At 72.8% G+C, this 12,576-nt stretch carries 13 protein-coding genes; 7 read left to right on the top strand and 6 right to left on the bottom strand.

Features of this window, described 5'->3' with window-relative positions; all coding sequences use genetic code 11:
* The first annotated feature begins 28 nt into the window (after window positions 1-28).
* The 5 genes from ACFW2E_RS23765 (at window position 29) to ACFW2E_RS23745 (ending at window position 3,651) form a co-directional block, all read left to right on the top strand.
* A complete protein-coding gene (locus tag ACFW2E_RS23765) occupies window positions 29-1,264 on the top strand; it encodes an ATP-dependent metallopeptidase FtsH/Yme1/Tma family protein (protein ID WP_384469086.1) in 1,236 nt (411 codons plus the stop codon).
* A 162-nt stretch (window positions 1,265-1,426) separates the two neighbouring features.
* Window positions 1,427-1,915 carry a MarR family winged helix-turn-helix transcriptional regulator gene (locus tag ACFW2E_RS23760; RefSeq protein ID WP_384469085.1) on the top strand — a complete coding sequence of 163 codons (489 nt, stop codon included), beginning with the start codon at window positions 1,427-1,429 and terminating at the stop codon, window positions 1,913-1,915.
* Entirely contained in the window at window positions 1,912-2,355 is a 444-nt protein-coding gene (locus tag ACFW2E_RS23755) for a MarR family winged helix-turn-helix transcriptional regulator (RefSeq protein WP_384469084.1), read from the top strand. The genes ACFW2E_RS23760 and ACFW2E_RS23755 overlap by 4 nt, the downstream gene beginning before the upstream one ends.
* A gap of 62 nt (window positions 2,356-2,417) precedes the next feature.
* Window positions 2,418-2,765: a tetratricopeptide repeat protein gene (locus tag ACFW2E_RS23750; RefSeq protein WP_384469091.1), complete on the top strand. Its 348-nt coding sequence runs from the start codon at window positions 2,418-2,420 to the stop codon at window positions 2,763-2,765.
* Window positions 2,766-2,988: 223 nt separating this feature from the next.
* Window positions 2,989-3,651, top strand: a complete 663-nt coding sequence (locus ACFW2E_RS23745) for a peptide deformylase (protein WP_384469083.1) — start codon at window positions 2,989-2,991, stop codon at window positions 3,649-3,651.
* A gap of 97 nt (window positions 3,652-3,748) precedes the next feature.
* Here ACFW2E_RS23745 and ACFW2E_RS23740 read toward each other — a convergent pair whose 3' ends face one another.
* Window positions 3,749-5,185, bottom strand: coding sequence for a dihydrolipoyl dehydrogenase family protein (locus ACFW2E_RS23740; protein WP_384469082.1), 1,437 nt, complete (start codon window positions 5,183-5,185; stop codon window positions 3,749-3,751).
* Window positions 5,186-5,304: 119 nt separating this feature from the next.
* On the opposite strand from ACFW2E_RS23740, the gene trxA reads away from it, so the two are divergent.
* A complete protein-coding gene (trxA, locus tag ACFW2E_RS23735; protein WP_384469081.1) occupies window positions 5,305-5,691 on the top strand; it encodes a thioredoxin in 387 nt (128 codons plus the stop codon).
* A 449-nt stretch (window positions 5,692-6,140) separates the two neighbouring features.
* Here the strand turns inward: trxA and ACFW2E_RS23730 are convergent, their stop codons facing one another.
* Window positions 6,141-7,187, bottom strand: coding sequence for a LacI family DNA-binding transcriptional regulator (locus ACFW2E_RS23730; protein WP_384469080.1), 1,047 nt, complete (start codon window positions 7,185-7,187; stop codon window positions 6,141-6,143).
* 133 nt (window positions 7,188-7,320) lie between these two features.
* Window positions 7,321-8,022 carry a TetR/AcrR family transcriptional regulator gene (locus ACFW2E_RS23725; protein WP_384469079.1) on the bottom strand — a complete coding sequence of 234 codons (702 nt, stop codon included), beginning with the start codon at window positions 8,020-8,022 and terminating at the stop codon, window positions 7,321-7,323.
* Window positions 8,023-8,122: 100 nt separating this feature from the next.
* On the opposite strand from ACFW2E_RS23725, the gene ACFW2E_RS23720 reads away from it, so the two are divergent.
* Complete coding sequence (locus ACFW2E_RS23720) at window positions 8,123-8,680, top strand: NADPH-dependent FMN reductase (RefSeq protein WP_384469078.1); 558 nt, start codon at window positions 8,123-8,125, stop codon at window positions 8,678-8,680.
* A 65-nt stretch (window positions 8,681-8,745) separates the two neighbouring features.
* Here ACFW2E_RS23720 and ACFW2E_RS23715 read toward each other — a convergent pair whose 3' ends face one another.
* The 3 genes from ACFW2E_RS23715 to ACFW2E_RS23705 form a co-directional block, all read right to left on the bottom strand.
* The gene (locus ACFW2E_RS23715; protein WP_384469077.1) at window positions 8,746-9,627 is read right to left on the bottom strand and encodes an LLM class F420-dependent oxidoreductase; all 882 of its coding nucleotides are present in this window, start codon (window positions 9,625-9,627) and stop codon (window positions 8,746-8,748) included.
* 345 nt (window positions 9,628-9,972) lie between these two features.
* Window positions 9,973-10,443 carry a (2Fe-2S)-binding protein gene (locus ACFW2E_RS23710; RefSeq protein WP_384469076.1) on the bottom strand — a complete coding sequence of 157 codons (471 nt, stop codon included), beginning with the start codon at window positions 10,441-10,443 and terminating at the stop codon, window positions 9,973-9,975.
* Between the two features lie 31 nt (window positions 10,444-10,474).
* Entirely contained in the window at window positions 10,475-12,514 is a 2,040-nt protein-coding gene (locus tag ACFW2E_RS23705) for a molybdopterin cofactor-binding domain-containing protein (protein ID WP_384469090.1), read from the bottom strand.
* Window positions 12,515-12,576: the final 62 nt, after the last annotated feature.

Here is a 12,576-nt window from a genome sequence, read left to right as displayed (position 1 = left end):
ACCTCCCCCCCCACCCCCCCCCCCGCGTTTGTTCCATGTTATTGGGGTGTGGGTTTGTTTAAAACCCCACCGGTTCGGCGAAGCCCGCAAACGCGCCCCGTCGATCATCTTCATCGACGAGATCGACGCGCTTGGGTCACGTCGCACCGGCACGACGCGGCTGGGCGGCAACGACGAGCGCGAGCAGACCCTCAACCAGCTGCTGTCCGAGATGGATGGCTTCGACCAGTTCAGCGGCATCGTCGTCCTCGCCGCCACCAACCGGCCCGACGCCCTCGACCCGGCCCTGCTGCGCCCTGGCCGCTTCGACCGCCAGGTCACCGTGCCGCTGCCCAACCAGGCCGAGCGGGCCGCGATCCTCGCCGTCCACGCCCGTTTCATGAAACTGGCTCCGGACGTCGACCTGGATGCCGTGGCGCGCGCTACGCCGGGGTTCTCGGGCGCGGATCTCGCAAACCTGGTCAACGAGGGCGCCATCAACGCCGTACGCAACGACCGCACTCTGATCGAACCGCACGACCTGGATACCGCTCGCGACCGTGTGCTGCTGGGACGCCGGGAGTCCTCCAACGCCCTGCTCCCCGAGGAACGCCGCTCGGTGGCTGTCCACGAATCGGGCCACGCCCTGGTCGCGGCACTGTGCGAGCACGCCGACCCAGTGGCGAAAGTCACCATCCTGCCCGCCGGCGTCACGCTGGGGGTCACCGAGCAACTCCCTGAGGCGGAACGCCACTTGTACAGCGAGAGTTACCTGACGGACCTTCTGGCGGTGCGTCTGGGCGGGCGCGCGGCCGAGCTCGTGGTCTTCGGCGAGGGATCGACAGGAGCCGCCAACGATCTGGCCGGAGCCACCGAGATCGCCACCCGCATGGTCCGCGAGTTCGGCCTCTCCCCCGAACTCGGACCGATCGGCTACTCCTCCCCCCACCCGCAGTTTCTCGGCGAGACCACCGAGGAGCCCGGCCGCCCACGGTACTCGGAGCAGACCCAGCGCCACGTCGACGAGGAGGTCGCCCGCCTGCTGCGCCAGGCCGAACAGCGCGCGATCACGCTGCTGCGGGGTCACCGGCCCGCCCTGGAACGCCTGGCCGAACAACTGATCACCCATGAGACCGTCGACGGCTCCGTCGTCCTGGACGCCCTCCGCCAGGACGCCCTCGGCCAGGAAGTCAGCCGGACGGACGGAAGAGACCGCAGCCACGCCTTCAACGCATCATCGCGGCACGGGCGTCCGGAGCCGGGAACGCCCACTCCGCCCCGGTGACCGTCGACCACGTTGCCGGGCCGCTGCGGGCGGTCCGACCCGCCTGTGCCGCCGCATCCCTCACCGGATCGCCGTGGCGCCGGCCCCGCCCGGCTGATTCCGCCGGGCTTCTGTTTCCAGAGATAGTAGCCATGTACATAGTATCCATGTACTGTATTTGCCATGAGCAACGGTTCCGAAGGAGCCACGCCCGGCTTCCTGGTGTGGCGGCTGTCGATGAAGTGGCGGGTCGCGGTCGACCGCGCGGTGGCCCCGCTGGGACTCACGCACGCGCAGTACTCGCTGGTGGCGTCCCTCTACGGCATGCACCGCTCCGGCCTGCGGCCCAGTCAGCGCCGCCTCGCCGACCACACCGGCCTGGAGGCCCTGTACGTGTCCAGGCTCGCCCGGAGCCTGGAGTCGGCGGGACTCCTCGAGCGCGCCAGGGATCCACAGGACCCGCGCGCCGTCCAGCTCGCACTCACCGAGCGGGGCCGGGAGGTGACCCGGCAGGCGATCGACGTCGTCCGGGGACTGCTGCGGCAGCTGCTGGAGCCGCTCGGCGGACCCGACAGCGAGCGGGCGCGGGAGTTCACCCGTGACCTGGCGACCCTCCTCGACGCCCCCCTCGACCCGTTCGGCACGCACGACAACGAGAAGGAGCAGTCATGACCACCACCCCCGTCGTCGACGCCCGTGTCATCGGCCTGGCCCACTACGCCTCGCGCGCCGTCCTGGAAGGCGTCCTGGTCCCGTACGGCGTCAGCTTCCGGCAGAACGTCGCCCTGCGGCTCGCCGCCCTCGCGGACGGCCCGTCCGGGCGGGACGCCCTCGTCGACGGCATCGTCGGCACCCTGAAGGTCGACGCGTCCGACGCGCACGGCACGGTCGACGAGCTGGTCTCCGCGGGGCTGCTGACCGAGGAGGAGCCGTCGCGCATCCGGATCACGGACGCCGGACGGCAGCTGTACGCCAAGGTCTCGGCCGAGACCGGGGCGGTCGCGGCCCGGATCTACGCGGGCATCCCCGAGGAGGACCGGGTCGTCGCCGGCCGGGTCCTGACCCTGATCACGGAGCGGGCGAACGCCGAGCTGACCACCCTCAAGAAATAGTGGAATATTCAACCATCAGGTCCCGTTGTCGGCGTCGAAGGAGGTCACGAGTGGAGACCCAGATGGAGACGACGTACTACGACCACGGAACGGCGGCGGAGCGCTGGGAGCGCGCGCGGCAGTTCTTCGACGCCAAGGACCATGCGGGTGCGGCGCGTGTCCTGGCCGGGCTGGTCGAGGAGGTGCCGGAGCAGACGGGACCCCGGCTGCTGCTGGCGCGGGCCTACTACCACTCGGCCCAACTGCACCGCGCCGAAGCTGAGTTGCGAGTCATCGTCGAGCGCGACCCGGTGGAGTACTACGCCCGGCTGATGCTGGGCCGCACGCTCCAGCGGCAGGCACGGCACGAGGAGGCGGAGCGGCACCTGCGCATCGCCTCCGCACTCGCGGGCGACTTCGGCCGCGGCTGAGCGGAACTCCCGCGCACGGGGGCCCGGTTCACCGACCGGAACCGGGGGGCGGGGAGCCTCGTCCGTGGCGGTCGGGGGAGCGGTGGACACCGGCGGGCTTCTCCGGGGACTCGTTCCTCGGGGGATGACGGTCCAGTAGTCGGAACGCGCGGGGCCCGAGTTCCCGGCACCCGAAGTGACCTGTGTCACGCGCGGGTTGTGGAGGCCGTGGCATGCTGACGCGATGGCATCTCCCAGTGACCGCGCCGACCGCGCCGCTCGCGCACCGCTCGCCGAGCGGGTCGAGCAACTCCTCGCCGGTGAGGGCCCGCTGCCCATCGTCGCGGCCGGCGAGCCGGTCCTGCGGCGCGGCACGGAACCCTTCGACGGACAACTGGAGCCCGCTCTGCTGGCGCGTTTCGTCGAGGCCCTGCGCGTCACCATGCACGCGGCCCCGGGCGTCGGCCTCGCCGCGCCGCAGGTCGGGGTGGAACTGCGCATCGCGGTCATCGAGGATCCGGCGCCGGTGACGGAGGAGGTACGGCTGGCCCGCGGCCGGGTGCCGCAGCCGTTCCGGGTGCTCGTCAACCCGTCGTACGAGCCGCTCGGCACCGCCCGCGCCGCGTTCTTCGAGGGCTGCCTGAGCGTGCCGGGCTGGCAGGCCGTGGTGGCCCGCCACGCCCAGGTCCGGCTCAGGGCCGAGGACGAGACGGGCCGCACGGTCGACGAGGTCTTCACCGGCTGGCCGGCCCGGATCGTCCAGCACGAGACCGACCACCTCGACGGAATGCTCTACCTCGACCACGCGGAACTCCGCTCGCTGTCGTCCGGCCGGGCGATGGCGGAGCGGTGGGCGCAGCCGACGCCGGAAGCCGCCGCGGCGGCCCTCGGCTTCCCCCTCCCCTAGGCACTCGGGGCGACCGGGTCCTCCGGTCCGCCTCGGGTGGCACCCCGGCACAGGCCCGCGCTCCGGCGGGGGCCCGTGCATCCGGCGGGAGCACCCGTCAGGCGCTGTCCCGGTACGCCTCCAGCAGCCGCAGCCACACCTCACTGACGGTCGGATACGACGGCACCGCGTGCCACAGACGGCCGACCGGGACCTGGCCGGCGATCGCGACCGACGCCGAGTGGATCAGCTCGCCGACGCCGGGGCCGACGAAGGTGACCCCGCGCAGGGTCTCTGCGTCCAGGTCGACGACCATGCGGGCGCGGCCCCGGTAGCCATCGGCGTACAGGCCCGCTCCGGCGACCGAGGAGAACTCGACGTCGACGGCCCGGACGCGGTGTCCTGCCTGTTCCGCCTCCGCGAGGGAGAGACCGACGGCGGCGGCCTCGGGGTCGGTGAAGACGACCTGGGGCACGGCGTCGTGGTCGGCGGTGGCGGTGTGCGCGTCCCAGGGTGCCGGGTCCAGGAGCGGATCGCCGCAGGCCCGGGCGGCGATGGCGGCTCCCGCGATACGGGCCTGGTACTTGCCCTGGTGGGTGAGGAGAGCGCGGTGGTTGACGTCACCGACCGCGTACAGCCAGTCGCTGCCGATGACGCGGAGGCTGTCGTCGACCGGCAGCCAGGAGCCGGGTTCCAGGCCGACGGTGTCGAGGCCGATGTCGTCGGTGCGCGGGACGCGGCCGGTGGCGAAGAGGACCTCGTCGGCCTCGATGCGGTCACCGGCGTCGGTGACGGCGACGACCGTGCCGTTCTCCCGGGTCACGGAGGCGACGGAGGTGGCGGTACGGACGTCGGCGCCCGCCTCCGTGAGAGCCTCGGCGACGAGTTCGCCGGCGAAGGGCTCCATGCGGGACAGCAGACCCTTGCCCCGGACCAGGAGGGTGACCTGGGATCCGAGGGCCTGCCAGGCGGTGGCCATCTCGGTGGCGACCACACCGCCGCCCACCACGATCAGCCGGCCGGGGACGGTCCGGGCGCTGGTGGCCTCGCGGCTGGTCCAGGGCTTCACGCCGGCGAGTCCGGGCAGGCCGGGCAGTTGGGCGCCGGTGCCGGTGCACACGGCGACGGCATGGTGGGCGGTGAGAGTCGTGAGCTCGCCGTCGGGGCCGGTCACGGTGACCGTGCGGGGTCCGGCGAGGCGGCCGTGGCCTCGGTACAGGTCGGCGCCGATGCCCTCCAGCCAGCGGACCTGTCCGTCGTCCTGCCAGTGCGAGGTGTAGTCGTTGCGGCGGGCGAGGACCGCTGCCGTGTCGAGGGGGCCCTGGACCGCCTGGCTCAGTCCCGGCAGTCGGCGGGCGTCGGCGCGGGCGATGACCGGGCGCAGCAGGGCCTTGCTGGGCATGCAGGCCCAGTACGAGCACTCGCCGCCGACCAGCTCGCTCTCCACGACCGCGGTGGTCAGACCGGCCGCGCGGGTCCGGTCGGCCACGTTCTCCCCCACGGGCCCGGCCCCGAGCACCACGACGTCGTACGCGATGGTTTCCGTTTCCGTCATGGGCTCAGTCTCGTGGGTGGTGTGCGCTGCGGCCACACGGGTACGTGCGCGGAATAGGTACCCGGGCCGCCGTGTTGTGCGGACGGTTTCGCCCCCACAGCAGGAAGAAGGAATCGCGCATGAGCAGCACCGTGGAGCTCACCAAGGAGAACTTCGACCAGATGGTCACGGACAACGAGTTCGTCCTGATCGACTTCTGGGCGTCCTGGTGCGGGCCGTGCCGTATGTTCGCCCCGGTCTACGAGAAGGCCGCGCAGGAGAACCCGGACCTGGTGTTCGGCAAGGTCGACACCGAGGCGCAGCCGGAACTGGCCGCGGCCTTCGGTATCCAGTCCATTCCGACGCTGATGATCGTCCGCGACCAGGTCGCCGTGTTCGCGCAGCCGGGCGCGCTGCCCGAGGCCGCCCTGACGGACGTCATCGGGCAGGCCCGGAAGCTGGACATGGACGAGGTCCGCAAGAGCATCGCCGAGCAGCAGGCCAAGGCCGAGCAGGACGGCGAGTGACCCTCCGGAAACGGCAGGGCGCCGCCTAGAAGGGACAGGGCGCCACGTCCCCGCGCGCCGTCGTCCAGCGCGGGTCGGTGAAGGCCTCCAGGTTGGCCTCACCGCCGAAGCGGGCGCCGGTGCCGGATGCGGCCAGGCCACCGAAGGGGCCAGTGCCGAGCGTGTCGCCGGGGCGGGCTCGGTGACGGCGTGTTCCGGGCCGGTCAGGGGGTGGGGCTGCCAGGTCTTCGGGTCGAGCAGCGGCATGACGGCTCTCCGATCGGTCACCGAAGGCGGTGCGGCTCACGGCGCGCTGCGGCGTGGCGCGGGCAAGTCCCTTGGCGCACCGTTTGGTTGAGCGCGCAACATCCCGATCACGGATTGCCGGAACAGCGCCGCAGCCGACGGCGGTGAGTCGGCGGCCGGGCCCGTCGTCGGCCGGTGGCGGCCCGTCGGCCGGAGTCCCGTCGTCAGCTGGAGTCCCTTGGCACCACCGACGCGCCCAGCACCTTGTGCGTCTCGGGCGCGGCGGCCGGGTCGCGTACCGCGCGGTCGACCAGTTCGGCCAGCTCGCGGCCGGACGGCAGCTCGATGTGGACCGTGCTGAGCCGGGGCCGCAGCAGCCGGCCGAGCATCAGGTCGTCGGCGCCGATCACGGCCGTGCCCTCGGGGATCCGGATGCCCTCGTCCTGCAGCGCGCGCATCAGCAGCATCGCGTACTCGTCGTTGTACGCGAACACCGCGTCCAGCCCCAGGTCCCGCCAGCGCGCGGCGAGTTCGGCGGCCGCCCGCTCGTCGTGGGAGAGGGGCAGCTCGGTCACCGTGGCGTCGGTTCCGCGCAGCGCCTGGCGCACGCCCTCGAGACGGGGCCGGGAGAAGGCCTCCAGACCGGGCTCCTCGGGTACGACCACTCCGATACGGCGCCTGCCGCGGGCGTGGAGGTGGGTGGCGGCGCAGCGGCCGACGCCGTCGTGATCCATCAGCAGGGCGTGGGCGCCCTCGACGCTCTGCGGGCCGAGGGTGACGACGGCGCGGGCGCCGGAGCGTTTGAGGACGGCGACGCCCTCGGGGCCGAGTCCCGCGCCGGGCACGAGCACGGCCACGGGCCTCAACTCGGCCCAGGCGCGGGCGGCTTCGTCACCGTGCAGGCCGACGGTGCCGTACTGCACGACCGTGTAGTCCAGACGGCCGAGGGCCCACTGGAGCTCGTTGAGGAACTGGCCGTAGAGCGGGCCCACCGGGACGGTCGGGGCGGGCATCAGGACCATACGGCTGTGGCCGGCGCGCAGGCTGCGGGCGGCCGCGTGCGGCACATACCCGAGTTCCTTCGCGGCCTCGTGGACGCGACGCCGCGTCGGCTCGCTGATCCGCACGGCGCTGGTGTTGTTGAGGACGTAGGAGACGGTTGCGCGCGAGACGCCGGCCAGGCGGGCCACATCGGCACTCGTGGGGACGGAGCGCGGTGCGGGCGACGCGGGCGAGGACGTGTTCGGTATCTGCACCATGACGTACCGCATCTTGGCAGAAGCGCGGAACGGAGGGACCGCCGGGGGAACGTGGTTCACGGTTGCACGAACAGGGCATCCCGACCCGCCGGACACGGTCGTCACGAACTTGTGCGCAACGACCGTGTCCAGGGCTGAGCCGGGTTCAGCCGGGCCGCTCCGTAAAGGTCGGCGGCTCCGTACGGGTCACACGGGCGACGAGGTCGGTCCAGCCGGCCTCGAGCCGCTCCATGGGCATCCCGCACTGCCTGGTCAGATGGTGGACCAGGGCCGGATCCAGGTAGGCCAGCAGCGTCTGGGCGAGGAGCTCGCAGTCGGCGTCCGGCAGGATCTGCCGCAGCAGCATCGTGACGTGGGTGTGCAGCGCCCCGACCGAGGGGTGGGAGAAGCGGCGGGTCGGCTCCCGCTGGGCGGCCAGTTGCAGATCCAGTTGTTCGGCCGAGCGGTACAGCACCGCCACGCCGAACGCCCGGAGCCGCTCGACCGGCGGCGCCCCGGGGCCCAGTGGGGGCGGCCCGCCGAGGAAGTCGGCCTGCAGCTGCCTCGACGAGTGGTCGAGCAGCGCCGTCAGCAGCCCGGTGCGGTCGCCGAAGCGCCGGAAGACGGTTCCCTTGCCCACCCGGGCCGCCGCGGCCACCGCCTCCATCGTGACCCCGGCCACCCCGTGCTCGGCGATCAGCCGGCCGGCGGCCTCCAGCAGCTTGGCGCGGTTGCGGGCCGCGTCGGCGCGCAGGCACGGCTCATCGGGCCCCAAGCCGACCTCCAGTAGCCGAGGCGCGCCGAAGGGCTCCTGCTGGGGCTTCGGGAAGGGCGGCGGAGCGCTGGACATGAAGACAGCGTAAAGCACCGGGAAGAAAACTGGACCGCGGTCCGGTTGGACTGCTACAACGGGAAACGGACCCCGGTCCGGATCGTAAACGCAATGTTTCAGCCCCTTGGAGTACCCCATGTCTGTCCGCATCCTTGCGCTCGTCGGCAGCCTCCGCGCCGGTTCGACCAACCGCCGGCTCGCCGAGGCCGCCGTCAAGCACGCTCCCGAGGGCGCCGAGCTCGCGCTGTTCGAGGGGCTGGGCGACATCCCCTTCTACAACGAGGACATCGACGTCGAGGGCAGCGTCCCCGAGGCCGCCGTCCAGCTGCGTGAGGCCGCGCAGGCCGCCGACGCGTTCCTGCTGTTCTCCCCCGAGTACAACGGCACCATCCCGGCCGTTCTGAAGAACGCCATCGACTGGCTGTCCCGCCCGTACGGCGCCGGCGCCTTCGGCGGCAAGCCGGTCGCCGTGGTCGGCACCGCCTTCGGCCAGTTCGGCGGCGCGTGGGCCCAGGACGAAGCCCGCAAGGCCGTGGGCATCGCGGGCGGCAAGGTGCTCGAGGACGTCAAGCTGTCCATCCCCGGCTCGCTGACCCGCTTCGCCGAGACCCACCCGGCCGACGACGCCGAGGTCGCCGCCCAGCTGACCGAGGTCGTGGCGCGTCTGCACGGCAACGTGGGCGCGGCCGCCTGATCCGGCCCGTCGCGAGTCCCCCGTGGGCCGGAGCTCCCCGAGCTCCGGCCCCTTCCGCATGCGCCTCACTCCATCTCGGCCAGCCGCTGGGCCGCCGGAGCGGCGAACCGCTCGATCCACGCGGCGGGCTCACCGAGGAACGGGAAGAGAACGACGGTGTCGATGCCGAGCTTGGTGTAACCGCCGATGTCGCTCAGGAAGGCGTCGAGGTCCTCGGTGGTGGCCGACTCGCCCATGTAGCCGATGGTCTTGCGGATCGCATCGTAGTCGCGGCCCAGCGCGTCGCAGTGCCCGCGCAGCACGTCGAGCTTGTGCCGCAGCTGCTCCGGGGAGGCCGCGATCAGGTTGCAGGCGTCCGCGTACCGGGCGACCAGGCGCAGCGTCTTCTTCTCCCCGGTGCCGCCGATCATGATCTCCGGGTGCGGCGTGCTGATCGGCTCCGGCACGCAGAGCGTCTCGGCCAGGCGGTAGTGCTTCCCCTCGAACGGGCCGTTGTTCTCCGGGTCCCACATCTGCAGGCAGATCCGCAGGGTCTCCTCCAACCGCTCGAACCGCTCCGTGAGCGGCGGGTACGGGACCCCGAGCCCGTGGTGCTCGCGGTCGTACCAGGCCGCGCCGATGCCGAGGGTGGCCCGGCCGCCGGACAGGACGTCGAGCGTGGTGGCGATCTTGGCGAGCAGCCCCGGGTGGCGGTACGTCACACCGGTGACCAGAGCGCCGAGGCGGACGGTGGAGGTCTGGCCCGCGAGATAGCCGAGGGTCGTGTAGGCCTCCAGCATGGGGTCCTCGGCGCCGCCGTTGATCTCCATCTGGAAGTAGTGGTCCATGACGGAGAGCCAGCTCACGCCCGCCGCCTCGGCCGCCGTGCCGGCCGCGGCCAGTTCTGCAGCGAGCGCGGGAGCACCTCCGGAGTGGTTGAACCGGTTGATGTGCACGCCCACCCGCATGTCCGTCTCCGTTCCGCCCAGGCACTCAACGACACCTGCGACATTAGGTCTTGGCGGGCGCTTCGGGCCAAGCCTCTCCAGCGTTCCTGGATCCGGATCCGAGCCGACCGCCGGGCCGGGCAGTGCCCGAGCCGGCCACCTCGGGAGCCGGCATGACCAACGCCGGTCACCCCGAAGGCCCGCCCGGGGAACACCGGGTCCGCGCCGACCGGGCGGTGGTGCAGCCTCGCCCGCGGCGGCGGGCACCCGCATCCACCCCTCACGGGAATCCGGCCGGTGCCGTCTGCGGGCGCTCCGGTTCGCCGCTCTCGGGGCACGGCCGGGCGGTTGCGTGCGTGGCCGCGGTCAGTGCTCCGTGGGCGGGGTGTCCGCTGCGGCCTTCTTGATCGCCTCTCGGACGCGGAAGTACGTGCCGCAGCGGCAGACGTTCTCGATGCGGTCGATGTCGGCGTCGGTCGGCCGGGACGTCCGCTTCAGCAGGGCCGCCGCCGCCATGATCTGTCCCGGCTGGCAGAAGCCGCACTGCGCCACGTCGCAGTCGAGCCAGGCCTGTTGCACGGGGTGCAGGGTGTCGCCGTCGGCCAGGCCCTCGATGGTGGTGACGCTGCGGTCCGCGCAGTCGGCGACGGGTACGACGCAGGGCTGGATCTCCGCGCCGTCGAGGTGGCTGGTGCAGGCGCGGCAGACGCCGACCCCGCAGCCGTACTTGGGGCCGGTGACCCCGAGCAGATCACGCAGCACCCACAGCAGTGGCATGTCGGCGGGCGCCTCGACGGTGACCGGTTTCCCGTTGAGGACGAAGGAGTACGAACGCATCGGAGCCTTCTCGGAGTTGATCGGCGGCTGATCAGAAGTCGAGCGGGAAGCGACGGGGTTTGGCGCCGGTGGCCCGCGCGTACGCGTTGGCGACGGCACCGGACGCCGCGGGCACGCCCAGTTCGCCCGCACCGCCCGGCTCCCGGTGCGAGGGCATGATGTGTGCCTCGAAGCGCAGCGGGGCCTGCGCCTGGCGGGCGTAGCGGAAGTCGGCGAAGCTGCCCTCGCGGACGGCGCCCCGGTCGATGTGCAGTCCGGCCCGGAGGACGGTGGAGATGCCGTCCATCGCGGTGCCCATGAGCTGGGCCTCCAGTCCGCGCGGATTGACGGCCGTGCCGACGTCCGCGGCCATCACCACCTTCGTCACCCGGGGCCTGCTCGGGTCGGTGGCGTCGATCTCGGCCAGGCAGGCCACGCAGGAGCCGTACTCCTCGTGGACGGCCACGCCCTGGGCGGTGCCGGCCGGCATGGCGCGGCCCCAGTGTCCGGCGGCCGCGACCTTGTCGAGCACGGCCTTCACCGTCCTGCTCCGTAGCGTGCCGCGCCGGAACGAGACGGGGTCCTTGCCCAGGGTCCGGGCTATCTCGTCGACGAGGATCTCCTCCGCCGTCCGCATCGTGCCGGAGTCCACCGACCGCCAGGCGCCCAGCGGCATGGGCAGCTCGATCCCGCCGGATTTGCCGGACACACGGCCGAAGTTGTACAGACCGCTGTCGCTGGGCAGCGGGCCGGCCGCGGGAGCACGACGGGTGACCAGGGCGGCGGGGGCCGCACCGCCCTGTGCCGTCAGGCCCTTGCCCTCGGACGACTCGCCCACCGAGGCCATCGCGTGCTCGAAGGCCACCACCCGGCCGCGCGCGATGCCGGCCCGGATCCGGTGGTGACTGGCCGGGCGCATCCGGCCGTGCCGCATGTCGTCGTTCCGGGTCCACATCAGCTTCACCGGGCGGCGCGCGGCCTTGGAGACGAGGGCCGCCTCGATCGCCGCGTCGAAGTTCAGCCGTCGCCCGAACGAGCCGCCGCCGCGCACGACATGGACCCGGACCTTGGACTTCGGCAGCCGAAGCAGGCCCGCGAGGGTGTCGCGCGCGTCCATGGGTGTCTGCGAGGAGAACCAGAACTCCGCGCGGTCGGCGCGTACGTCGGCCACCGCGGTCAGCACCTCCATCGGTGCATGGCTGACGAACGCGAACTCGAACTCCCCCTCCACCTGGACCGATGCGTGCGGTGCGGTGGAGAGCCGGGGGACGGCGGCCCGCAGCCGGCTGCGGATGCCCGCGTCCGAGAGCGGGGCGAGCGGGCCCGGGGCCCAGGTGACGCGCAGCGCGTCCCGGGCCTCGAGGGCGTAGTGGAAGGACTCCGCGACGACGGCGACCCCACCGGCCGCCTTGACGACCGCGAGCACTCCGGGCATGGCCCGCGCCGCCGTGTCGTCGACCGAGACGAGCCTGCCCCGGACCGTCGGCGGCCGGGCCACCACGGTCGGTTTCGCGCCCGCCGCCGACAGGTCGCCCGCGTACTCGGCCCGGCCGGTGACGATGTCCCGTGCGTCGATCCGGGACGTGGGCCGTCCGATCACCCGGTGCCGGGAGGCCGGCTTGGGCCTGTCGGACACGGCCGGGCGGTGGACCCGGGCCGCGCTCTCGGTGAGCGACCCGTACGTGGCCGTGCGCCCGTCCGGCGCGACGACATGGGTGCTGCGGGTGCGCAGGGTGTGCGCCGGAAGGCGCCACCGCCGGGCGGCGGCCGTGACCAGCTTGGCGCGGGCGGTGGCGGCGAGTTGCCGGGCCGGGCCGTACAGCGAGCTGACCGAACTCGATCCGCCGGTGTACTGGTTGCCCTTGCCGCGGGCGTCGGCGAGCGGGACGCGGACGTCGGCGAGACGGGCGTCCAGCTCCTCGGCGATCATCATGGCGACCGCGGTGGTGATCCCCTGGCCGACCTCGACACGCGGAAGCCGTACGACGATCTTGTTCGCCGGCGTGACCTCCAGGACCAGCATCTCCTCGTCGGTGCCGGTCACCAGGACGTCGGACGCCCCGCGTGCGCCGTCCGCGGTGGGCTCTGGCACAGCCGCGGGAGGGGTGTGGCACACCCCGGGGGCGTGGCAGGTGGGGGGGGTGTGCCCCCACG

Origin of the sequence: Streptomyces sp. NPDC058964, assembly GCF_042741275.1 — a bacterium.
In the GTDB taxonomy this organism is placed as follows: Bacteria; Actinomycetota; Actinomycetes; order Streptomycetales; family Streptomycetaceae; genus Streptomyces.
Note: the sequence above shows the minus strand (reverse complement) of the source record. Positions and strands in the feature narration are given on the sequence as shown.

Excerpts from the sequence above, each read along its gene's own strand:
- ACFW2E_RS23745 (WP_384469083.1), top strand. The coding sequence starts at position 2,989 with ATGGCATCTCCCAGTGACCGCGCCGACCGCGCCGCTCGCGCACCGCTC.
- ACFW2E_RS23720 (WP_384469078.1), top strand. The coding sequence starts at position 8,123 with ATGTCTGTCCGCATCCTTGCGCTCGTCGGCAGCCTCCGCGCCGGTTCG.
- ACFW2E_RS23715 (WP_384469077.1), bottom strand. The coding sequence starts at position 9,627 with ATGCGGGTGGGCGTGCACATCAACCGGTTCAACCACTCCGGAGGTGCT.
- ACFW2E_RS23750 (WP_384469091.1), top strand. The coding sequence starts at position 2,418 with ATGGAGACGACGTACTACGACCACGGAACGGCGGCGGAGCGCTGGGAG.
- ACFW2E_RS23710 (WP_384469076.1), bottom strand. The coding sequence starts at position 10,443 with ATGCGTTCGTACTCCTTCGTCCTCAACGGGAAACCGGTCACCGTCGAG.
- ACFW2E_RS23730 (WP_384469080.1), bottom strand. The coding sequence starts at position 7,187 with ATGCGGTACGTCATGGTGCAGATACCGAACACGTCCTCGCCCGCGTCG.
- ACFW2E_RS23760 (WP_384469085.1), top strand. The coding sequence starts at position 1,427 with ATGAGCAACGGTTCCGAAGGAGCCACGCCCGGCTTCCTGGTGTGGCGG.
- ACFW2E_RS23740 (WP_384469082.1), bottom strand. The coding sequence starts at position 5,185 with ATGACGGAAACGGAAACCATCGCGTACGACGTCGTGGTGCTCGGGGCC.
- trxA (WP_384469081.1), top strand. The coding sequence starts at position 5,305 with ATGAGCAGCACCGTGGAGCTCACCAAGGAGAACTTCGACCAGATGGTC.
- ACFW2E_RS23755 (WP_384469084.1), top strand. The coding sequence starts at position 1,912 with ATGACCACCACCCCCGTCGTCGACGCCCGTGTCATCGGCCTGGCCCAC.